The organism is Nonomuraea sp. NPDC050643, from assembly GCF_040654715.1.
Lineage (GTDB): Bacteria > Actinomycetota > Actinomycetes > Streptosporangiales > Streptosporangiaceae > Nonomuraea.
Genome location: NZ_JBFAIM010000054.1, coordinates 33,581 through 55,982, shown reverse-complemented (window position 1 = coordinate 55,982; position 22,402 = coordinate 33,581). Strand labels below are relative to the sequence as shown.

At 70.3% G+C, this 22,402-nt stretch carries 17 protein-coding genes; 11 read left to right on the top strand and 6 right to left on the bottom strand.

The window, feature by feature from the left end:
- Positions 1 to 7 precede the first annotated feature (7 nt).
- Positions 8 to 1,078, bottom strand: a complete 1,071-nt coding sequence (gene dapC / locus AB0I15_RS47270; protein WP_358112125.1) for a succinyldiaminopimelate transaminase — start codon at positions 1,076 to 1,078, stop codon at positions 8 to 10.
- A gap of 108 nt (positions 1,079 to 1,186) precedes the next feature.
- Positions 1,187 to 1,513 carry a ferredoxin gene (fdxA, locus tag AB0I15_RS47265; protein ID WP_358112122.1) on the bottom strand — a complete coding sequence of 109 codons (327 nt, stop codon included), beginning with the start codon at positions 1,511 to 1,513 and terminating at the stop codon, positions 1,187 to 1,189.
- Positions 1,514 to 1,618: 105 nt separating this feature from the next.
- On the opposite strand from fdxA, the gene AB0I15_RS47260 reads away from it, so the two are divergent.
- From AB0I15_RS47260 to AB0I15_RS47220, 9 genes are all read left to right on the top strand, one after another.
- Positions 1,619 to 1,849 (top strand): hypothetical protein, encoded by a 231-nt coding sequence (locus AB0I15_RS47260; RefSeq protein ID WP_358112119.1) that lies wholly within the window; start codon positions 1,619 to 1,621, stop codon positions 1,847 to 1,849.
- A 17-nt stretch (positions 1,850 to 1,866) separates the two neighbouring features.
- Positions 1,867 to 2,937: an ABC transporter substrate-binding protein gene (locus AB0I15_RS47255; protein WP_358112116.1), complete on the top strand. Its 1,071-nt coding sequence runs from the start codon at positions 1,867 to 1,869 to the stop codon at positions 2,935 to 2,937.
- A 102-nt stretch (positions 2,938 to 3,039) separates the two neighbouring features.
- Positions 3,040 to 3,816, top strand: a complete 777-nt coding sequence (locus tag AB0I15_RS47250) for a methyltransferase domain-containing protein (RefSeq protein WP_358112113.1) — start codon at positions 3,040 to 3,042, stop codon at positions 3,814 to 3,816.
- A gap of 196 nt (positions 3,817 to 4,012) precedes the next feature.
- Entirely contained in the window at positions 4,013 to 6,451 is a 2,439-nt protein-coding gene (locus AB0I15_RS47245; RefSeq protein ID WP_358112110.1) for a hypothetical protein, read from the top strand.
- A 6-nt stretch (positions 6,452 to 6,457) separates the two neighbouring features.
- Positions 6,458 to 8,278, top strand: a complete 1,821-nt coding sequence (locus AB0I15_RS47240) for a UvrD-helicase domain-containing protein (RefSeq protein ID WP_358112107.1) — start codon at positions 6,458 to 6,460, stop codon at positions 8,276 to 8,278.
- A 117-nt stretch (positions 8,279 to 8,395) separates the two neighbouring features.
- Positions 8,396 to 10,171, top strand: a complete 1,776-nt coding sequence (locus AB0I15_RS47235) for a sigma factor-like helix-turn-helix DNA-binding protein (RefSeq protein ID WP_358112104.1) — start codon at positions 8,396 to 8,398, stop codon at positions 10,169 to 10,171.
- 20 nt (positions 10,172 to 10,191) lie between these two features.
- Positions 10,192 to 11,622 carry a cysteine--tRNA ligase gene (gene cysS, locus AB0I15_RS47230; protein WP_358112101.1) on the top strand — a complete coding sequence of 477 codons (1,431 nt, stop codon included), beginning with the start codon at positions 10,192 to 10,194 and terminating at the stop codon, positions 11,620 to 11,622.
- A gap of 693 nt (positions 11,623 to 12,315) precedes the next feature.
- Complete coding sequence (locus AB0I15_RS47225) at positions 12,316 to 14,802, top strand: penicillin acylase family protein (protein WP_358112262.1); 2,487 nt, start codon at positions 12,316 to 12,318, stop codon at positions 14,800 to 14,802.
- A gap of 275 nt (positions 14,803 to 15,077) precedes the next feature.
- Complete coding sequence (locus tag AB0I15_RS47220; RefSeq protein ID WP_358112098.1) at positions 15,078 to 15,929, top strand: hypothetical protein; 852 nt, start codon at positions 15,078 to 15,080, stop codon at positions 15,927 to 15,929.
- Positions 15,930 to 15,945: 16 nt separating this feature from the next.
- Here the strand turns inward: AB0I15_RS47220 and AB0I15_RS47215 are convergent, their stop codons facing one another.
- Positions 15,946 to 16,368, bottom strand: a complete 423-nt coding sequence (locus AB0I15_RS47215) for a hypothetical protein (protein ID WP_358112095.1) — start codon at positions 16,366 to 16,368, stop codon at positions 15,946 to 15,948.
- A gap of 75 nt (positions 16,369 to 16,443) precedes the next feature.
- Here AB0I15_RS47215 and AB0I15_RS47210 point away from each other — a divergent pair, with 75 nt between their 5' ends.
- Entirely contained in the window at positions 16,444 to 17,388 is a 945-nt protein-coding gene (locus AB0I15_RS47210) for a hypothetical protein (protein WP_358112092.1), read from the top strand.
- A 508-nt stretch (positions 17,389 to 17,896) separates the two neighbouring features.
- Here AB0I15_RS47210 and AB0I15_RS47205 read toward each other — a convergent pair.
- From AB0I15_RS47205 to mshB, 3 genes are read right to left on the bottom strand one after another with little or no spacing between them, the layout of a single operon-like run.
- Positions 17,897 to 18,391, bottom strand: coding sequence for a flavin reductase family protein (locus AB0I15_RS47205; RefSeq protein WP_358112089.1), 495 nt, complete (start codon positions 18,389 to 18,391; stop codon positions 17,897 to 17,899).
- Between the two features lie 33 nt (positions 18,392 to 18,424).
- On the bottom strand, positions 18,425 to 18,859 hold the full coding sequence (locus AB0I15_RS47200) for a DUF6113 family protein (RefSeq protein WP_358112086.1): 435 nt from the start codon (positions 18,857 to 18,859) through the stop codon (positions 18,425 to 18,427).
- Between the two features lie 11 nt (positions 18,860 to 18,870).
- A complete protein-coding gene (gene mshB, locus AB0I15_RS47195; protein ID WP_358112082.1) occupies positions 18,871 to 19,776 on the bottom strand; it encodes an N-acetyl-1-D-myo-inositol-2-amino-2-deoxy-alpha-D-glucopyranoside deacetylase in 906 nt (301 codons plus the stop codon).
- 44 nt (positions 19,777 to 19,820) lie between these two features.
- Between mshB and AB0I15_RS47190 the strand changes: the two genes are divergently transcribed.
- The gene (locus AB0I15_RS47190) at positions 19,821 to 21,887 is read left to right on the top strand and encodes a prolyl oligopeptidase family serine peptidase (RefSeq protein ID WP_358112079.1); all 2,067 of its coding nucleotides are present in this window, start codon (positions 19,821 to 19,823) and stop codon (positions 21,885 to 21,887) included.
- The last annotated feature ends 515 nt before the right edge of the window (positions 21,888 to 22,402 follow it).

The following is a 22,402-nucleotide window of genomic DNA, read 5'->3' as shown; positions in this document are numbered from 1 at the left end:
CGCGATCCTACTGGAGCCGGAGCACTGCCGCACCGATCCGCTCATCTGATGCGGTGAGCGCGATGCGGATGTGGCGTCCACCTGCTGATCCGTAGAACTCGCCCGGCGCGACCAAAATGCCGATTTCGGAGAGTTTGCCCACTTGATCCCAAGCGCTCTGCCCGTTCGACGCCCAGAAGTACAGACCCGCCGTCGAATGGTCGATGCTCCACCCCGCCTTCTCGAGCGCGGGGCGCAGCAGGGCGCGGCGGGCGCCGTAGAGCTCGCGCTGGCGGTCGGCGTGCGCGTCGTCGCCGAGCGCGACCGTCATCGCGGCCTGTACGGGCTGGGGCATCAGCATGCCGGCGTGCTTGCGCGTCTCCAGCAGGCGCTTGACCAGGACGGGATCGCCCGTCACGAACCCGGCGCGGTAGCCGGCCAGGTTGGAGCGCTTGGAGAGCGAATGGACCGCGAGCAGCCCCTCGTGGGAGCCGCCGCAGACGTCGGGGTGCAGGATGGAGACCGGCTGCTCGTCCCAGCCGAGCTCGATGTAGCACTCGTCGGAGGCCACGACCGTGCCGCGCTCGCGCGCCCAGGCCACGACCTTGCGCAGGTGCTCGACGGGCAGCACCCGCCCCGTGGGGTTGCCGGGCGAGTTGATCCAGAGCAGGTCCACGTGCTCGGGACCGAGCGCGATCGTGCTGTCGGACGCCGTGCCCACCGCTCCGGCCAGCCGGGCGCCCACGTCGTAGGTGGGGTAGGCCAGCTCGGGGAAGACCACCCGCTTGGCGCCCAGGTAGGTGGGCAGCCAGCCGACGAACTCCTTGGAGCCGATCACGGGGAGCACGTCCTGCGGCTCCACCGTGACGCCGTGCCTGCGCCGCAGCCACCCGGCCGCGGCCTCGCGCAGCGCCTTGGTGCCACGGGTCAACGGATAGCCGGGACTGTTGGCGGCGTGCGCGAGCGCGTCCTGGACGATCTGCGGCACCGGATCGACGGGCGTGCCGATCGAGAGATCGACGATCCCGCCGGGATAGCCCAGCGCACGCTCTTTGTACGGCTCCAGCCGATCCCAGGGGAAGTCTGGCAGCTTGTTCACGATTCTCCAGGGTGTTGCGTTTGCCGTACTGAGGCGCGTGCGTACGCCGCGTGAACGGGGCGCATCCTCCTGGATGCCCCCGCGCACGGCGTGTCCATCGGGACCTCGCTAGTGGCCCTCGCTCTGCGGTGGCAGGACGGACACCACCGCGTGGTCCTTCTCGATCTTGCCCACCTTCGACGCACCTCCGGGCGAACCGAGGTCTTCGAAGAATTCCACGTTCGCCTTGTAGAAGTCCTTCCACTGCTCGGGAAGGTCGTCCTCATAGAAAATCGCCTCGACGGGGCACACAGGCTCGCACGCGCCGCAGTCCACGCACTCGTCGGGGTGGATGTAAAGCATGCGCTCGCCCTCGTAGATGCAATCGACGGGGCATTCCTCGATGCACGCCTTGTCCAGGACGTCCACGCAAGGCTGCGCGATGACGTAGGTCACCTCGAGCTCCTTCTTCTCCGCACCATGGCATGACTTCGACCGCGGTTTGCTACGCCCTAGTATTGCCGTGCTTGCCGGCTGGCCGAAACGGAGGGTGGCAAACTCGTGGCCGCACGCCTTGTCATCGCCATCACAAGTCAGGACATCGGCACCCGGATCACCACCCGCAGGCGCGTTCCTGAAGGGTTCCGCGACGCGGTCGGGATCCTCGTGTCGTGGGAGGACGGAGTTCTCAAAGTCCGCAAAAGGGACGGCACTGTGGTGGAGATCCCGGAAGAGACACTGGTAGCGGCCAAGGTCGTTCCGGCCGCGCCTCCTCGACCTGGGCGAATGTAACAGTAAGTATTCGTTGTGTGACTGTACGTACCTGCGCCGCCGCAGCAGCCATCCTCGCCAGCGCCGGGTGCGGCGCGTCGTCCACGGAGCCCACCTCCACCGACACCAAGAATCTTCCGCCGGTCAACGCGCGCGCGACCTCGATGAAGGCCGGCTTCGGCACCATGGAGCGACTCGCCGAGACCGCCAAGCGCGAAGGCCAGCTCAACGTGATCGGGCTGCCCCGCGAATGGGTCGGCTTCGGCGAGATCATCGACACGTTCGCCGACAAGTACGGGCTCAAGGTCGTCGAGCTGGAGCCCGGCGCCAGCAGCCGGCGCGAACTGGACGCCGCAGCCGCGCTCAAGCCCGACGTCTTCGACCTGACCATGGACGTGGCGGTCTCCGGGGCCGACCGGTTCGCGCCGTACAAGGTGCAGGGCTGGCAGGACGTGCCCGACGACGTCAAGGAGCCGTCCGGCGCCTGGTACGCCGCCTACGGCGGCTACATGTCCATCGGGTACGACCCCCGCGCGGTCAAGCCCCCCGCCTCCTTCGCCGACCTGGTCAATCCCGGCTACCGCGTCGCGCTCGACGGCGACCCGCTGCGTTCGGCGGCGGCCTTCGACGGGGTCATGGCGGCCTCCATGCGCTCCGGGGTCCCGGAGCCCGAGCAGGGCGTGGCGCTGTTCGGCAAGCTCAAGCAGGCCGGGCGGCTCACCGATCCGTCCAGGGCCAACACGATCGTCGCCTGGGACCACCTGAACGCCGCCCGCAGCGCCCACGGGCCCGAGACCTGGAAGGTGACGATCCCGAGGGACGCGCCGCTCGGCGGCTACCACGTGCAGGCGATCAACGAGGCGGCCCCGCATCCGGCCGCGGCCCGGCTCTGGCAGGAGTTCCTGTTCTCGGACGAGGGCCAGAACCTGCTCCAGAAGGGGTTCGCCAGGCCGGCCCGGGGCGAGGCGATGCTCATGAAGGGCACCCTCGACACCGAGCAGGCCGCGAAATTGCCCAAGACGCCCGGTCCTCCCGTGCTCATGACGATTCCGCAGGCAGATGCCGCGAAGGCGTACCTGAAGAGGGAATGGACCAAGAGTGTGGGATGAGTCCGTTGTGACTTGATATGTCGTAGGGACGTTCAGGCTCTAAAGTGAACGGACAGCACGGCCACGGGGGCCCGATGTCTGATCGAATGAGAGCTGATCGTCTTGCGATATGACACACCGGGATTGGAGCGGTGGAACAGTCGCGCCTACGACAGCAGCTTCGGCTACGTCTCTACGCAGGGCGCGCCGCTGCTCGACCTACTCGACCCCCGGCCCGACGAGCGGGTGCTCGACCTCGGCTGCGGCACGGGGGTGCTGACCGCCCAGATCGCCTTCAGAGGCGCGGACGTCCTCGGCATCGACGGCTCCGCGGCCATGATCGAGAAGGCTCTGGCGCAGTTCCCCGGCATCGACTTCATCATCGGCGACGGGCATGACTTCACGGTCGTGGACCCGTACGACGCGGTCTTCTCCAACGCGGCCCTGCACTGGATGAGCCGCGAGCCCGGCGCGGTGATCGCGAGCGTCCGCGAGGCTCTCAAGCCTGGCGGGCGCTTCGTCGCGGAGATGGGCGGGGCCGGCAACTGCGCCGAGCTGACCGCCGCGATGCTGACCGCGTGGCGCGAATACGGCCTGCGCGAGCCCGAGCTCCCGTGGTACTTTCCCACGCCTGCCGAGTACGCCCGCCGCCTCGAGCAGGAGGGGTTCGTCGTCAGGTTGCTCGAATACTTCGACCGGCCGACCCCCCTTGACGAGTGCCCCGGCGGGGCTGCCGACTGGGTGCGCATGTTCGCCGCCTCGGTGCTCGAAGGGCTTCCGCCGGAGATCGTGGAGCCCCTGCTCCGTCGCGTCAACGAACTGGCCGCGCCCGCACTTCGCAGGGAGACTGGCTGGATGGCCGACTACGTGCGTCTACGCTTTGCCGCTGTTCGGCGTTGATGCGTCGTGCGGGATGCGTAGGGCTGTTTTGCCGGACTATGGTCTGTTCCGTGGGCGGCGAGATTATGGCTGCACCGCTGCGGCGGCGTGAGGGGCTGGTGAACGGAACGGGATGAACTTCTGCCTGAGCGACCTCGTACCACCGTTGAGGTGGAGCGACGCGTCGACGATCACGCTACTCACCGGGCAGCCGGACTTGCCGGACGCATGGTGGCGCAGTCTGCCGATACCGCGGGTCCTCGCGGCGATCGGCCCCGACTCGCTGGGTGAGCTGCTGACGGAGATCGCCCTGGAGCACTGGCCCGCGGCGGCGGTGGGCGACGTCCTGCCGGCGCTGTACGTGCTGGACCCGGACGACGCCGACGAGCCCGCCGTCGCGATCGCCCTCGACCGGGCCGGCTCGTGGGCCGGGCTGCTGGCGCTGACCAGCAGGGAGCTGGTGGACCAGCCCTTCATCCAGGCACGGCCGGTGCTGAACACGCTGTTCTCGGCCATCCTGGTCCGTCTCGCGCACCCGCACCTGGCCGGGATCGCCCTCCCCGGGCGAGACACGGCCGGGCGGGACTCGGCGGGACGGGACGCGGCGGGGCGGGACGCGGCGGGGCGGGACGCGGCCGGGTCCGACGCGGCCGGGCGGGCCGCGCAGGAGCCTCTGGCGCACGAGCCCTTCGCCCACGAGCAGGCCGCGCACGAGCAGGCGGCCCATGACCACGCCCGCCAGGAGCAGCCGGCCGCCTACGAGCAGGCCGGGCACGAGCCGTTCGCCGCCGGGGACGTGCTCGACGGCCCCGAGCAGCCGGCCGGGCACCTGGCCAAGGCGGCCGAGGCGGTCGTCGGGGGACGGGTGGCCGAGGAGGAGCACGAGCGGCTCTCCGAGATCCCCTCACCGATCCCCGCACCGATCCCCGCGCCCGGGATCGTGGCCCAGTTCCCGTCCATCGGGCTGGTTCGCGTCGAGGATGAGGACGTCGTCCATCCGGTTGTCCATCCGGTCGTCCATCAGGAGGATGCTGCCCTTCAGGAGGGTGCGCCCGACGAGGCCGAGCGGGTGGTGGACGCGGACGCCGAGCCGGTCTCGGATGAGGGCCCTGAGCCTGAGCCTGAGTCCGTGCCTGTGCTGGACGCGGCCGAGGATCCCGAGCCGGAGCCGGCGGCCGAGGAGGCGGTCGCTCTGGAGGCCGCGCAGGCTGAGGAAGCCGAGCAGTCCGAGCGGCCCGAGGAGCCTGAGCAGTCCGAGCGGCCCGAGGAGGAGGCCGCCGGGACGCCGGGCGTCGAGGAGCGGGAGGCGGCCTGGGAGCAGGAGAGCGCCGCCCACCAGCAGGCCGACCTCGCGGACCAGCAAGGCGACCTCGCGGACCAGCAAGGCGACCTCGTGGAGCGTGCGGACGCCGCCGAGCGTGCGGGCGCGTTCGAGCAGGCCGACGTCTTCGAGCAAGCCGACGTCTTCGAGCGCGACGACGCCGAGGCGCCGGTCTCCGAGCAGGAGCACGCGGCCGAGCCCGTCGCCGAGGCGGATGCCGGTGCCGAGATCGCCGAGCCCGTCGCCGCCGACCCCGGGATGAACGGGCGGGGCGATGGCGAGGGGCAGGAGCTGCCCGAGCTCATCGAGGCCGCGTTCGCCGGGCTCGACGACAAGAGCTGGGCCGTGGCGCAGAACCGGGTCTTCACCGACGAGCCCTCGGCGGTCGACCAGCTCGCCAAGCTCTTCGCCGTCCCCCCGGCCGAGATCGCCGCCACCGAGGACGAGCTGCGTACCCGTCTCGACCACTGGCTGGCCAGCGAGGAGGCGGCCCCGTACCGGGCGCATCTGGACGAGCTGGTCAGGACGCTGGGCCCGGCCGCTCCCAAGGAGCAGCTCATCGGCGCGGCCGACTGGCACAACGTGGAGATCCGCGCGCTGGAGGTGCCGGCCTGGCAGTTCGTGCTGGCCACGCTGGCCCCGCCGCCGCAGGCCGAGCCTGTCCAGGCGCAGCAGCAGCCGGTGGAGGTGCCGCAGTCGGCGTTCGGGCCGGTGGAGCTGGTGCCCCCGCCGGGGCCGCCGCAGTTCCAGGCGTTCACGCCGGTCGCCCCGCCGCTCAATGAGCTGAACGGCGGGCAGGTCGAGGAGGAGCAGGAGGATCAGCCGCCCAAGGACGTCTCCCAGACCAGGCGCTGCTTCCGTCAGCCCGACGGCCGGTGGTGGCTGCGCATCGACGTGACCGCCGAGCAGCTCGCCGGAGGTGAGTGCGCGTTGCCGACGGGGTTCGCGTCGTACCTGGGGCTGGCGCCGAGCGAGAGCAGGACGGTCAGGAGCGCCGCGGGCGAGCTGACCATGACCTGGCACGGCAGACCGGTGCTCGAGTCCATCGAGCGCCTCCTCATGGACGTGGGCGCCAGAGAGGGCGGTCACCTGTTCCTGACGCTGTCCGACGAGGGCGTGCTGCGGGCCAGGCACCTCCCGGTCGCCGCCCAGGGCGCCGAGAAGATCACCAAGGCGCTGCGCCTCGTCGGGTACACGGCCCCTGGGGGCACCCGAGACCAGGCGGCCAGGGTGATCGCCACGAGGGTGGGCATGACGGGCCCCGTGGTCCTGCCGGAACTGCTCGACAGGCTCCGCGAACGCGGGGACCGCGATCTGCTCGAACTCTTGGACTGAGCCCCCGTGCCGCGGCTCGCGATCGGCCCTGAGTTTCCCAGGGAGCTCAGCGCACTGGACCAGCCGGTGCGCAGGGACGCCGTGGTCGCGCTGCGCCGATTCCTGCTGAACGTGTCCGGCGCCCCGCACCCCGAGAGGGTCAGGGGCGCCAGGGACCCGAGGGTCGCGACCCTGCGCCTGGCGCCGGGCCATCGTGGGGTGGTGGTGCGCCAGCGGGACGTCTACTGGCTGCACGCGGTGCTGCCCGACCCGGAGGCCTGGTCGTACGGCCGCCGCCACCGTTACGGCGTCAACCCCGTGATCGGCGTCGTCGAGGAGTGGGACGCCGAGGCCCTCGAACGGGTCGAGCCGGCATTACGCAGGTCCGCCGGGTCCACGCGGCTGTTCGACCCGATCTGCGACGGCGACCTGCTGGGGCTCGGCCTGGACGCGCACGCGCTGCCGCTGTTCCGGCTGATCACGACCGAGGCGGACGTGGCGGCGCTCGAACCGCTGCTGCCGCCCACCCAGTACGTCCCGCTCGCCGTGCTGGCCCGTGGCGGCACGCTGGCGGAGGCGTGGCGGGAGCTGGACGCCTGGCGCTCCTCCGACGAGGAGAGCGGGCCGATCGACCCCGAGGACCTGTACGCGGCGCTGCGGCGCAGCCCCGACCGGGCGGTGTTCGTCCCCGACAAGGTGGCGCTCGACCGGGTGCTGGAGGCGCCCCAGTGGTGCGTGTTCCTGCACCCGCCCCAGCACCGGCTGGCCAGGGCGGCCCGTTTCGAGCACCCGGCGCTGGTCGTGGGCGGCGCGGGCACCGGCAAGACCGTCATCGCCCTGCACCGGGCCGCCCACCTGGCCACGCGCGGCGCCGGGCCCGTGCTGCTGGTGACGTTCTCGCAGGGGCTGGCCGAGGAGCTGTCGGCGAAGCTGGACCTGCTGATCGAGGACGAGGTGATCCGCAAGCGGGTCGAGGTGGACAACCCCGAGCGCCTGGCCCTGCGCATCGTGGCCGACGCGGAGGGCCGCCGGCCCGCCCTGGTCGGGCCCGGGGCGCGCTCGCTGGCCGAGCTGACCGACGAGGCGCTGAGGTTGCTGTCGATCGCCACAGGTGATCTGCTCGACGACGTGGATCCGGCGCACAAGCCGTACCGTCACATCGTTGTGGACGAGGCTCAGGACATCAGCACGGCGCAGTGGCGGCTGCTGCGGGCGGCGGCGCCGCACGCGCGCGACGACCTGTTCATCGTCGGCGATCCGCACCAGCGGGTCACCGACACGCGGGTGGCGCTCGGCGCGATCGGGATCCCCGCCGCGCAGCACACGCTCAAGCTCTCCTACCGCCTGCCCCAGGAACTGCTCTCCTTCGTCGTCCGGCTCCGCGGCGGCGGCCCCTCGACCGGCCTGGTCAAGGGCGCCACCGACATGTACGGCTTCACCGCCACGCACAACGGCGAGCGGCCGATCGTCAGGATGTACGACACCCCGGAGGCCGAGCTGGCCGGGCTGCGCGCCATGGTCGAGTCGTGGCTGGCGGACGGTGTGCCGGCCGGGGAGATCGCGGTCGGCGCGCGTACGCCGCGGCTCGTGCGGGCGGCCAGGAAGGCGATCGACGGCCTGGACGTACGGGCCTCGACCTTCCAGCATCTCAAGGGACACGAGTTCGAGCGGGTGGCCCTCGTCGGCGTCGCGGAGGGCGTGGTGCCCGAGCCGCCGCCGGAGGATCCGTACGACCGGGCTCGTGCCCTGCAGCGCGAACGGAGCATACTGTTCGTCGCCTGCACCCGTGCCCGCTCGATGCTCTATATCTCCCATTCCGGAAGAGGCAGCCCGTTTTTACCCCTCTGATCACATAGTCTGAACTGCGGATATCTTCCCTTTGCCGGTTGGACCTCAATGAACCTCAGCCTGAGCGACCTCGCGCCACCCCTGCGCTGGACCTCCCCTGGTCTGATAGCGCCGATCGTGGAGGAGCCCCAGCTGCCCGAGGCCTGGTGGCAGGCGATCCCCCTCGACCGCGCGTGCGGCATCGTGGGGGCGCAGACCGTGGCGGGCCACCTCGCCGACCTGGCCGTGGCCTCCTGGGGTCATCTCATGCTGGGCGACATCCTGCCGCTGTTGCGCTTCTCCGACCCCGCCGAGGCGGAGCGGACGCCGGAGACGCTGGGCAAGGACGTGGTGCAGAAGCTGTTCATCGGCGTGTTCGAACGGCTGTTCGAGCCCGCGCCCGAGGCGGTTCCCGCGCCGTCCCGGCCGGACAAGCCGCTGCCCGACCTGATCGACGAACTGTTCGGCGCCCTGGACGACCGGCAGCGGGCCATCGCCCGCGACCGGCTGTACGCGGCGCAGCGGGCCACGCTGGACGAGCTGGCGCAGCGCTTCTCGGTGACGCGGGAGCGGATCCGCCAGATCGAGCGCGACCTGCGCGAGCACGTGGAGGCCTGGCTCGGCAAGCCGGACGCGGCCCCGCTGGTGGCGCACGTCGCCTGGCTGCGCGGGCGGCTGGGCTCCGCGGTGCCGGCCGACGACCTGCAGGCCGCCGTGCCGTGGCACCGGGCCGACCTGCGCTCGCTGGGGATCCCGGCATGGCGGTTCGTACGCACGCTGCTGACCGGCTACGAGCAGTCCGACGGCTGGCTGGTGGCGGGCGGGGCCGACGACCTGAGGGAGAAGACGCGCCAGCTCTTCGCCGACGGGCCGCGCCCGCTCGGTGAGGCGGTGTCCATGGTGGCCCAGCTCGGGGTGCGCGAGGACGTCGCGGAGCGGTGGATCCTGGCCGTCCCGCAACTGCGCCTGCTGGGCCAGCACGTGGTGCCGTGGCCGCGCAGCATCAACGAGAAGGCCGAGGCGGTGCTGGCGGTGGAGGGAGCGCCGCTGACGCCGGAGGAGATCCAGGAGCGCATCGGCGAGGACTACAGCCTGGTCGGCATCCGCAACCAGCTCACCGCCGACGAGCGCTTCCGCCGGGTCGACCGGAACAAGTACGGCCTGACCAGGTGGGGCGGGGACGAATACCTGGGGATCAGGGAGATGATCGCCAGGGAGATCGAGCGGGCCGGCGGCGAGGCGTCGGTGAGCACGATCGTGACGAACCTGACCGCCCGCTACGACGTGAGCGAGAGCTCCGTACGCGCGTACTCGGGCGGGCCGGGGTTCGAGCGGACCCAGCGGGGGTGGATCCGGGTGGCGGGCACCGCGCCCGGTGGGGAGGCGGAGCCGTACCAGCCGCGTAAGGACGTCTCGGAGACCCGGCGCAGCTTCCGCTCGCGCGACGGGCGCTGGTGGCACCGGGTGGACGTCAACGCCGAGCACCTGCGCGGGTCCGGGTCGCCGCTGCCGACAGGGTTCGCGGCGTACCTGGGGATGGCGCCCGGCGGGCAGCTCACCGCCTCCGCGCCGTCCGGCGACGTGGTGATCAGCTGGCACAACCAGCCCACCATGGGGTCGATCAGGAACGTGCTGGCGGAGTACAAGGCGAACGAGGGCGACCACGTCTTCCTGACCGTGTCGGACGGGGGCGAGCTGCTGACCCGCTACCTGCCCGCCGCGCCCGTCGGGATGCCGCCCATCAACCGGGCGCTCTACCTGTTCGGCTACACCGCTCCGGTCAGCTCGGAGATGGAGGGGTTGCGGCTGATCGGGGCCAGGATCGGGCTCCCCGACACGGCGACGCGCGAGGAGGTTCTCGGCAGGCTGCGCGAGCGCGGCGACAGGGACATCCTCGGTTTCCTGGGCGGATGACGCCGGGCTAAGCTCGGGAGATGTTGCGGATCTACGACACGCGTACCCGGCAGGTCGAGGAGATCGCCGCCGGGCGGGCGCTGCGGATGTACACGTGCGGGCCGACGGTCTATCGCCACGCGCATGTGGGCAATCTGCGCACCTACCTGCTGTCCGACCTGATCAGACGGGTCCTGGAGCGGCGGCGGGTGCGTGTCGTGGCGTGTCAGAACATCACCGACGTCGGCCATCTCATCGAGGACCCCTCCGGGGAGGCCGCTCTCGGCGACGTGGCTTCCGGCGAGGCTGCTTCCCGCCAGGCGGTTTCCCACGAGGGTGAGGACAAGGTCCTGGCGCAGGCGCGGGCCGAGGGGCGCTCGCCGCTGGAGCTGGCGCGCTTCTACGAGAGCTCCTTCAGGAGCGACACGGCCGCGCTCAACCTGCGCCCGCCTGAGCACACGCCCCGGGCGAGCGAGAGCATCGACCTGATGGTGGAGCTGATCGCCAAGCTGATCGAGAAGGGGCACGCGTACGCGGTGCCCGACGGGTCGGTGTTCTTCGACGCACGAACGTTCCCCACCTACGGCGAGATCTCCGGGAACCGTCTCGACGCGCTCAAGCCCGCCCACCGCATCGACGCGGTCGATCCCCGCAAGCGCTTCCACGCCGACTGGGCCCTGTGGAAGCCCTCCTCGGAGGGTGAGCTGACCTGGGACACGCCGTGGGGGCGGGGCTTTCCCGGGTGGCACGTGGAGTGCTCGGCCATGTCGCTGCGCTTCCTCGGGTCGAGCTTCGAGCTGCACATCGGCGGGATCGACCTGCGGTTCCCGCACCACGAGGACGAGCGGGCGCAGTCCGACTCGGCGGCCGGGCACGAGGTGGTGCGCCACTGGGTGCACGGGGAGCACCTGCTGTTCGACGGGCGCAAGATGGCCAAGTCGACCGGGAACGTGGTGCTGCTGTCCGACGTGGTGGCGGCCGGGCTCGATCCGCTGGCGGTACGGATGGCGTTCCTGGAGCATCGCTACCGGCAGCAACTGAACCTGACGTGGGACACGCTGAAGGCCGCCGACCGCACGGTGCGGAGGTGGCGGACACGGGTGGCCGAGTGGTCGGAGTCGATCAGCGCGCCCATGGCCACCGCGTACGCCGAGCGGGTGGAGTCGGCGTTCGACGACGACCTGGACACGCCGGCGGCGCTGCGGATCCTGCGGGAGCTCGAGCGGGACGAGTCGGTGGCGCCGGGGGCCAAGTTCGAGACGTTCCTGCACCTGGATCAGGTGCTGGGGCTGGACCTGTCGGCGGACATCGGCAAGGCGCGGGTGCTGCCGGCCGGGGCCGGGGAACTGCTGGAGGCGCGGGCGCGGGCCAGGGACGCGAAGGACTGGGAGGCCGCGGACCGGCTGCGGGACGAGCTGGCCGAGATGGGGGTGCGGGTCTCGGACACGTCCGAGGGTCAGACCTGGGCTTGACGTGAGGGTCGGGCCGAGGTCTGACGTCAGGCCCCCGCCCCACCCCGACGTGACGCCCTGCCGGACCCTGGCGTCAGGCCCGCCTGAGTCGCGACGCTCTGCCGGACTGTGGCGTGCGGCACGCCTGCGGTCGCGACGCTCTTTACCGGACTCTCCGGCGTGAAGCCTGGCTGAGTCTCGACGCGACGCCCTGAGTGGCGCGAGCCGCCGATGGTGGGCGCGGACCCTTTGTACGCCCGCGCCCACCGCCCTTCATGGCCTCTGACGCCCTCTCAGCCGCGCCTCGCCCCCTCCCTCCACGCGCCCATCCCCTTCCTGCACTCGCCTTCGCCCTCTTCGCTCACCTCTTTTCCACGCCTCCGCATGCCACCTTCGCGCATCCCCGGGCACACATATGCACTCGTGAGAGCCGCCTTCGTACACCCCGCAAGGCACCTCTGTAAGCTCCCGCATGCCCTCGACCCCGCCCCTCACCGAACATGTGCCGATCGCCGCGAGACGCTCCCCCATGGCGCGGCCCGCCCTCAGGGCGGGCGGCGGGCGCGGGTTGTGAGCCCTTCGTTCTCCCCTGTGACGACCGTCCCGAATGTCCTTTCCGGCAGTGTTGAAGGCGGCCGGAGGAGTGATCGCGAACTGCCAAACTTGATGCGGCGAATTCGCAAAGAGGAGGTGTCGGTGAGGCCTTACGCGTGGATGCCGTGGCCGTTGCGGTGGTTCGCTCGGGTGTTGACCGTGCTCCTCGCCCTGGCCCTCGTACTGGCCGGGGTCCTCGTCTACACGGTGCGCAAGTCGTTCCCGCAGCTGGAGGGATCGTTACGCCTGCCCGGCTTAACCGGAAGTGTGGAGATTTATCGTGATAAATCAGGAATCCCGCACATCTACGCTGACAACTCCGCGGACCTCTTCATGGCCCAGGGCTTCGTCCACGCCCAGGACCGCTTCTACGAGATGGACTTCCGCCGCCACCTGACCTCCGGCCGCCTCTCCGAGCTGTACGGCCGGGCCACGCTCGACCAGGACAAGGCGCTCAGGACCATGGGCTGGCGCAAGGTCGCCGAACAGGAGCTGCCCGAGCTGGCCCAGCAGACCCAGGGCTACCTCAACGCGTACGCCAAGGGCGTCAACGCCTGGCTCAGCGCCAACCCGAACGCCTCCGACCGCAGCCTCGAATACTCCGTACTCAAGATCCAGAACGGCGAGTACACCCCGGAGAAGTGGACCACGGTCGACTCCGTGGCCTGGCTCAAGGCCATGGCCTGGGACCTGCGGTCCAACATGGAGGACGAGATCGACCGCGCGCTCGCGCTGACCAAGCTCCCCAGGGAGCGCGTCGAGCAGCTCTACCCCGGCTACCCGTTCGACCGCCACACGCCGATCGTCAACGAGGGCGCCGTCGAGCAGGACCGCTTCGACCAGCGCGCGGTGCCGAGGGTTCGCTCGAACCGGGTGTTCACGCAGGCGGCCAGGACGCTGGACTCCGTACCGAGCACGATGAGCGCCGCGGACCGCGAGGGCATCGGGTCGAACTCCTGGGTGATCTCCGGCGAGTACACCGCCAGCGGCAAACCCCTCCTGGCCAACGACCCGCACCTGTCGCCGCAGTTGCCGTCCGTCTGGTACCAGGCCGGGCTGCACTGCCGGAAGATCACCGAAGACTGCCAGTACGACGTCACCGGCTACACGTTCTCCGGCGTCCCCGGCGTGATCATCGGGCACACGGACAAGATCTCGTGGGGCTTCACGAACCTGGGGCCCGACGTGGCCGACCTCTTCCTTGAGCAGGTGGAGGGGGACACGTACCTGTACAGGGGCCAGCGGCTCAAGCTGGAGACCAGGAAAGAGCAGATCAAGGTGGCCGGGGGCGCCCCCGTCACGATCACGGTCAAGAGCACGCGGCACGGACCACTGATCAACGAGGTGATGGCGGACGCCCGTCCCAGCGGCGAGGCCAACGCCGTGGCGCTGCAGTGGACGGCGCTGACGCCCGGCCGGACGGTGGACGCCATCTTCGCGCTGAACAAGGCGGGCGACTGGGAGGAGTTCAAGGCGGCCGCCTCGCTGTTCGAGGTGCCCGCCCAGAACCTCGTGTACGCCGACACGGCGGGCAGGATCGGCTACCAGGCACCGGGGCGCATCCCCGTACGCGAGAAGGGCGACGGCACCTGGCCGGTGCCCGGCTGGACGGGCGAGTACGACTGGAAGACCGCCCCCATCCCGTACGACCAGCTCCCTTCCGTGCAGGACCCGGCCGACGGTTTCATCGTCACCGCCAACAACGCCGTCATCGACCCCAAGCGGTACAAACCCCTGCTGACCGCGGACTGGGCGCAGGGCTACCGCTCCGAGCGCATCCGCGACCTCATCAAGGAGGCGATCAAGAAGGGCCCGATCGACGCGGCGACCATGGCGAGGATCCAGCAGGACACCCACAACGGTTTCGCGGAGACGCTGGTCCCGGCCCTGATGGCGGTGGACCTGGCCGGTCCCGCCGGCGAGGCCAGGCAGTTGCTGAAGACGTGGGACCGCAAGCAGGGCCTCGACTCGGCCGCCGCCGCCTACTTCAACGCGGTGTGGCGGCAGGTGCTCAAGCTGACGTTCGACGACGACCTGCCGGAGGCGGCCAGGCCCGCCGGAGGCGACCGCTGGTACGAGGTCATCAGGGGGCTCCTCAACCTCCCGGACGACCCCTTCTGGGATGACGTCACCACCAAGAACCTCACCGAGACCCGCGACGACATCCTCCGCCAGGCGATGGCCTCGGCCCACCAGGAGCTGGCCGAAGCGCTCGGCGAGGACGTCAAGTCATGGCGCTGGGGCGACCTGCACCGGCTGGAGCTGGTCAACGGCACGCTGGGGACCTCCGGTATCTGGCCGATCGAGGCGCTGTTCAACCGCGGGCCGCTCGGCGTGCCCGGCGGCAAGGACGCGGTGAACGCCACGGGCTGGAACGTCCAGAGGGGGTACGGGATCACCGCCGTACCCTCGATGCGCATGGTCATCGACCTGTCCGACCTGGACAAGTCCCGCTGGATCAACCTGACGGGCGCTTCGGGGCACGCCTTCCACACCAACTACTGGGACCAGGCGGAGGCGTGGGCGAAGGGGGATCTGCTGCCGATGTACTCCAAGCCGGAGTCGATCAAAAAAGCCGCGACCCACCTACTCGAACTCTCCCCCTGACCCCACGACCATCATCACGTCAGACCATCACGCCGTACGCACGGCCGACCTCGAACGTACGGCCGACCTGACCCCAGCCCATCACCCCGCACGTACGGCGTTCGTTGCCTCAGCCCGCCCCGCTGTCGCCGGCCAGGCTGCCCCGCCATCGTTGCCTCAATCCGCCCCACCGTCGCTGCCTCAGACCATCGCCCCGAACGTACAACCGTCGTCGTAGTCGAGATCCAGCCCCTGGTCCGACGCGCCCGGCCCCGCCCGGCTGCCAGCATGGCGCCATGCCTCGCCTCTGCTACCTCATCGGTGCCCTGCTCGTGCTCGCGGGCCTCGTTCACCTGGGTGTGTTCGTCGTGGACGGCGGCCCGTGGGAGGGCGCGGTGTCGTGGCGCAAGCCGTTCACGTTCGGCGTGTCGTTCGGGCTGAGCGTGCTGACCCTGACCTGGGTCTCACGATTCCTGCGGCTGCGTGCCGGGCCCTACCTGATCGGCGCGTTCGCGGTCGCGTCCACGGTGGAGGTGACGCTCATCACCGTGCAGGCGTGGCGAAGCGTGCCTTCGCACTTCAACATGGAGACCGCGTTCGACACGGCCGTCGCGCGGACGCTGGCGGCGGGCGGCGTCGTGCTCATCGCCATCGCCGTCACCATGACCATCGCCGTGTTCCGTCCCGGGCCGGGTCTGGCGCCGAGCATGCGCCTGGCCGTGCGGGCCGGCTTCGCCACGCTCCTGGCCGCCATGGTGTTCGGCGGCATCATGATCGCCCGTGGGGTGGTGGAGGTGGTGACGGGCGACCAGCGGCTGGCGTACACGGTGGCCACGGCGCTGAAACCCGCCCATGCGGTGTTCATGCACGGCGTCCTCCTCTTACCGGCCCTGGCGTGGCTGCTCACCCGCACCTCGCACCCGGAGGAAGCGCGCCTCCGGCTGGTGCGCCTGGCGACGTGGATCTACGTGACCGTGGCCACGGCCGTCTCCGCCCTGGCCGTCGCGGGCGTCACCCCCGTGTCTCCGTCCACCGCGTCGATCCTCTGCGCGGGCGCCATCTCGGGCTTGGCCATCGCCGTCCTGGCCCTCGGTTGGATCAAGGACCGGCGGCGGCGCGGCCCTCACAAGGTGACACAGCGCGTGTGAAATTTACATGCGGTTGTCAACCGGCCCTTTTTGATCTTCTCCACCACAGCGCCTTGCGAGGGTAGCCGCCGTCATCCAGGTCGGCGAGACGTTCGAAGATGTTGTACGAAGCCTGGTGACCACAGACGACCACGGAGAGAAGCATGGCCAGCAGATAGAGCGGCACCATGGGCAGCCCGACGCACCAGGCCCACTGCGTGGCATGTCTCCCTTCGTGGCGGATGAGCTGCTCCTCCAGCGAGTCTCGCCTGGTCAGGACGACATTTCCGACCGTGAACGCCCCCGCGATGGGGAAGCGGTAGCGGTAGCCGAAGGCCAGGATGAGCCCGTCGGGGCCGGGTCGCCTGGCCGCACCACCGACCATCGAGATCAGCAGACCGAGCGGCGTGGAGAGATTGATGTAGTTCGCCGCACGCCGGAACCGGAAGCGCCTGTCCATGCGTCTCAGTCTTGACCAATCTTGACAAGTCGGAATAATGATCCCCGTCCTGAAATCTCCCACAAGAGCAGGATTATGAGATTCTCCATCCTGGGCGCGCTGCTCGGCACCGTCGCACTGGCAGGAGCCGGCGGAGTTGCGATCACCCAGACGTCAGCGACCGATTCCCTACCCATCACTGGCTCTCCTCTCAACGCACGGGTGGCGTTAGCCGCCGACCCGTCCACGTCACCACCAGCGGATCCCTCAGGCTCGCCGAGTCCGTCGGCGACCCCCACGAACGGGGAGTACACCGCCAAGACACAGGTGGTCAAGAGAAGAGGCGCCTCATACCTGAACGTGTCCGTCACGTACGAGGGAGCGGCACTCTTCAACGTCACACAGAAGGTGTGCAAGAGGAGAACCTGTAAGACCGCGAGCACGGACATCACGGTCGTCAACGGTCAGGCGAAGTCCACGACGAGACTGGGCTCCGGTACTTACAGGAAGAGAGGGCAGGCCGGTGTCAGCATGGCGCCCCTGCCGACCGTCACCGTGAGAGAGACGGTCACCGTCACCGAACCAGGTCCCACGGTCACGGTCACCGAACCCGGCCCGACGGTCACTGAGACGTTCACCTGTCAGCCGTACGTCGAGCCGACGGACACGATTCCTCCCTCCGAGGAACCCACGGGCTCCGTCTCCCCGACCGACTCCGTGTCCCCGACCGTTACGGACACGGCGCCACCGTCCGAGACGCCGACCCCCACCCCGTCGGACACCGTCACCCCAACCGTGACCCCGACCAGCACTCCCACCGAAACCCCGACCGTGACACCACCGACCGTCACGCCGACCGTCACCCCGACGGACACCGTGTCTCCCACGGTGAGCCCGACGGAGATCCCCACGTGTCCGCCGCCGTCATCGGAGCCTCCGCCCGACACCCCCACGGAAACACCTACGGAGACCCCGACCGCGACCCCGACCGACACCACCACGGCCACGCCGTCGGAGTCGATCAGCGCTCCCACCCAGTAAGACCAACCGGGACGCGACGAACGTGATCCGGGCCAGGCCACCACGCGCCTGGCCCGCTTCACGAGGCTTACCTGGGCCGAGTCCCCCACCTATCGGACGCGCTCTGCCCCGCTGGAGAAGCCTCCAAAAGAAGGCCGCACCCCTCAAGGAGTCGCACCTTTTGCGGAGCCGTACCCCGTTGCGAGCCGCACCCGTTACGAAGCCCTACCCGTCGCGAGCCGCGCCCGTTGCAGAGCCTGCCCCTTGAGAAGGCGCCCGTCCCTTGAAGGACGCCGCTGATCGAAGCGACTCGGCGGTGGAGAGCCCGCCTTACCTAGGTGAGCACGCACGGTCGGCTGAGAGATCCTTCTCACCCGCCAGGGCCGCCCGTTCGGAGAGGCCCCGCGACCCACCAGGGCCGTCCACCTGGAGAGACCTGCTCGCCCGCCAGGCCGGCCCGTCTGGAGAGACCAAGCGCCTACCCACCGGCCTCGCCCTCTCGGAATGGCCCGCCGCGCCCGGGGCTGCGTCAAAGGGTCTTGTATTGGCCCTCGTGGTAGATCAGCGGTGGCCCGTCGGAGGGTGTGTCCAGGGCAGTTACCTCGCCCACCACGATCGAGTGGTCCCCACCGTCGTGCACGGCCGTGGTGGCGCACTCCACCGTCGCGATCGCCCCGTCGAACAGCGCCACCCCCGACTCCCCCCGATGGTGCGGCCACCGCGCGAGTTGCCCGTTCAGCGGCCGCCCCCGGTGGGCGAAGAACCGCGAGGCGCCCTCCATCGAGGCGGGCAGTATCGAAACCCCCCACACCCCGGCCTCCATCACCGCGTCGTGGAACCTGGCCACCTTCTCCGCGCAGAACAGCACGAGCAGGGGGTCGAGGGAGACGGAGGTGAAGGAGTTCACCGTCATCGCGTGATCGACGTCGCCCATCCTGGTGGTGACGATCGCGACTCCGGTGGCGAAACGGCCGACGACCTTGCGATAGCTCCCCGGGTCCACGTGCCGCTCTATGGAATGCACGAAGTTACTTTATGCCTCTACTACTTTGTGACTCTACGTCGGGTTCTTCGGGGGATATCCGTGCATCAACCATGACCCTCCGCCCGACGAGGGCGAAAGCAGGTAGGCCGCCACAAGTGCCACGAGGCCCCCGTACAGGTAGATGTAGCCTGCCGCCCCCTGGGCGATCACGAGGTCGCCCGACCCCAGCTCCAGCGTGAACGGCATCGTCACCAGCAGCCAGCCGATCGCCGTCGCCATGGCTCCGAGCCGCGCGCGCATCAGCTTGCCCGCGCCCAGGCACACCCCGAACAACGCCAGCACCCAGGCGACCGCCGAGACCGGGAGCTGGCCGATGAGGGGCACCGGACCGGGCTGCCAGGCGGGATGCGTGAACCCGCCCACGACCGCCATGACGACTCCCAGCACGAACAGCATGCCGTACGCGGCCCCGCCCAGCGCCGACTCGGCCTGGCTGCGATGTTCCATGTCGAATGAGGTTAGTGGATGCCCGAGAAGAGATCGTTCTCGCGGTTGTGCGGTTCGCCCAGGCCCCCGGCCTCGATGGGAGGGCCGGGCACGGGAGGACCGGGCACGCCGATGGCCAGCGTGTAGTGCTCGACGCCCAGCACCTCCTGGCCGATGTTGTTCGACAGGGCGAACCAGGGGTCGTCGACGCTGATCTGGGTGGCGTGGGCGCGCATGGCCTCCATCTTGTTGCCGATCCAGGGGCGGGCGTCGATCTCGGTGGTGATCTCTTCGTCCTCGCTGCCGAAGCCCATGTCGTCGACGTTCTCGGTGACGAAGTCGATGTCGGCCGCGCGCATAGCCTCGTCCGCGCGGCGCATGACGGACTTGGCCATCGCCGTGTGGTAGAACTTCGCGATCTGCCAGGGCTCGCCCTCGCCGAAGTCGGGTTTCGCGGCCAGCTCGAACGCTCTGCGCGAAACCCGGTGGGCCTGGATGTGGTCGGGGTGGCCGTAGAAGCCGTTGTCGTCGTACGTGACGAGGACCTGGGGGCGTACCTGGCGGATGACCTTGACCAGCTCGCCCGCCGCCTCGTCGAGGTCGGCGCGCCAGAACGCCTTCGGGTGGTCGTTGGACGCGACGCCCATCATGCCCGAATCACGCCAGCGCCCCGGCTCGCCGAGGAAGCGGTGATCCTCGACGCCGAGCGCCTGGCAGGCGGCGGCGAGCTCGCCGATCCGGTACGGGCCCAGCGCGTCGTCCTGATCGGCGGCCAGGTGGGCGAGGTCGCTGGGGATGACCTCTCCCTCCTCGCCGAGTGTGCAGGTCACGAGCGTGACGTGGGCACCCTCGGCGACGTATTTGGCCATGGTCGCGCCGGTGCCGATCGACTCGTCGTCCGGATGGGCGTGCACGAGCAGAAGCCGTCGATCAGTCATGACCACGAGCGTAACAATGGCGTGTTCCTGGCAGGATTGACCCCATGAGTGAGAGCTTCCCGCGTCTGTCTGCCCGGACCCGCCGGTTCACCCTCGGGGTGCCCAGGGGGTTCACGATCTCCCCCGACGGCGGCCGGGTGGTCTTCCTGCGGACGAAGTCGGGCACCGATCCGGTGACCTGCATGTGGGAGCTCGACACGGAGACCCATGTCGAGCGCCTGGTGGTCGACCCGCGCACGCTCCAGGGCGATGAGGAGGAGCACCTGCCGCCGGAGGAGCGGGCCAGGCGCGAGCGCAGCCGCGAGGCGGCGGGCGGCGTGGTGGCCTACGCGACCGACTCGTCCGCGACCTGGGCCTGCTTCGCGCTGTCCGGCGCGCTCTTCGTGGTCGAGCTGGCGAGCGGGCAGGCACGCGAGCTGGACACGCCGGGTGCGGTCATCGATCCGCGTCTGTCGCCCGACGGGCGTTATGTCGCCTACGTCACCGGTGGCGCCCTTCGCGTCCAGGACCTGGCCACGGGCGACGACCGCGCGCTGGCCACGCCTGAGTCGGAGACGGTGACGTACGGGCTGGCGGAGTTCATCGCGGCCGAGGAAATGGACCGGATGCGCGGCTACTGGTGGGCGCCGTCGAGCGACGCGCTGCTGGTGGAGCGGGCCGACGAGGCTCCCGTGGACGTCTGGCACATCGCCGACCCGGCCAACCCCGACCGCCCGGCCGTGGCCCAGCGCTATCCGGCCGCCGGGACGCCCAACGCGGTCACCGAGCTGTTCGTGCTGGGGCTCGACGGGTCGCGGGTGGCGGTGCCGTACGAGGAGGAATACCTCACGACGGCCGCTTGGGACTCCCACGCGCTGTCGATCGTGACGCTGACCCGCGACCAGAAGACGATGCGGCTGTTCCGGGTCGATCCGGCGACGGGCACGTCCACTCTGGTGCGCGAGGACACCGACCCGGCCTGGGTCGACATCGTCACCGGCGTGCCCGCCCACCTCGACGACGGGTCGCTGGTCTGGGTGGCCGACTCGGAGGGCGGGCACCGGCTGTTCGTGGGCGACCGGGCGGTCACTCCGCCGACGCTCCAGGTGCGGGCGGTGCTCGACGTCGATCACGACAGTGTGCTGTTCAGCGCGAGCGGCGACCCGACCGAGATCCACCTGTGGACCTGGGACGGGCACTCGCTGCTGCCCGTCTCGACCCGTTCCGGGGTGTTCTCGGGGCGGATGTCGGGCGGGGTCGGCGTGCTGAGCGAGCAGAGCCTCGACGCCGAGGGCGTGTCGACCACGGTCGTACGACGTGACGGCATGGCGGTGCCGATCCCCTCGTACGCGGAGCGCCCCGGCCTCGACCTGCGCGTCTCGCTGGGCCGTTCGGGGCGCCGCGAGCTGGCCACCGCCGTGGTGCTGCCCTCGTGGTACGAGCAGGGGTCGGGACGGCTGCCCGTGCTCATGGACCCGTACGGGGGGCCGCACGCGCAGCGGGTGCTCAACCGGCGCGGGGCGTACCTGGAGAGTCAGTGGTTCGCCGAGCAGGGCTTCGCCGTCATCGTGGCCGACGGGCGGGGCACCCCCGGCAGGGGCACCGACTGGGAGCGGGCCGTGCTCAACGACCTGGCGACCCCGGCGCTCGAGGACCAGATCGACGCGCTGCAGGGCGTGGCCGAGCAGTACCCCGACGACCTCGACCTGACGCGGGTGGCCATCCGTGGCTGGTCCTTCGGCGGCTTCCTGGCCGCCCTGGCGGTGCTGCGCCGCCCGGACGTGTTCCACGCGGCCGTGGCGGGGGCGCCGGTGACGGACTGGCGCCTGTACGACACGTGCTACACCGAGCGATACCTGGGCGATCCGGGTACGCAGCCGGAGGTGTACGAGAACTCGTCACTGTTCGGCGACGCGGTCAAGCTCGAACGACCGCTGCTGCTGATCCACGGCCTGGCCGACGACAACGTGGTGGCCGCCCACACCCTCCGCCTGTCGTCGGCCCTGCTGGCGGCCGGTCGTCAGCACAGTGTGCTGCCGCTGTCCGGGGTGACGCACATGACGCCGCAGGAGGTGGTGGCGGAGAACCTGCTGCTCCTCCAGGTGGACTTCCTCAAGAAGTCCCTGGGCTGACCACCCTCCGGGAGCCACCCCGGCCCGTACGGGAGGTCGCTCCCGTACGGGCGGGCGTACCCAGATGGGCAAGCACGCCCTTACGGAAGAACGCGCCGGTACGAGCGCGGCACCCTCACACGAGTCCCCCGCCGTACCCGAGCCCGCACCCTCACACAAGTCCCCCGCCGTACCCTCACCCGAGCGAGACCCCCTTACTGAAAGCGCGCCCTCACGCGAGTCCGCCCCTCACCCGAGACCGCCATCTCACCCCGCGAGCCCGCCTCTCACCCACGACCTACCGCCCTACCCCAAGCGCGCGCCTCACCCACAACCGCCATCCGCCCCCAAGAGCGCACCCTCACTCCATAGACCGCCGTCCCACCCGAAGCGTGCCGTCGCCCAAGGCCCGTCCTCTTACCCCGAGACCCGCCGCCAACTGCGGGAGGCCGCCTGCACCCTCCCGAGGCTGCCCCATTACCCACAGACCAAGACCGGCCCATTCCCCGGTCCGCCACATTCCTGGGCTGCCTCAT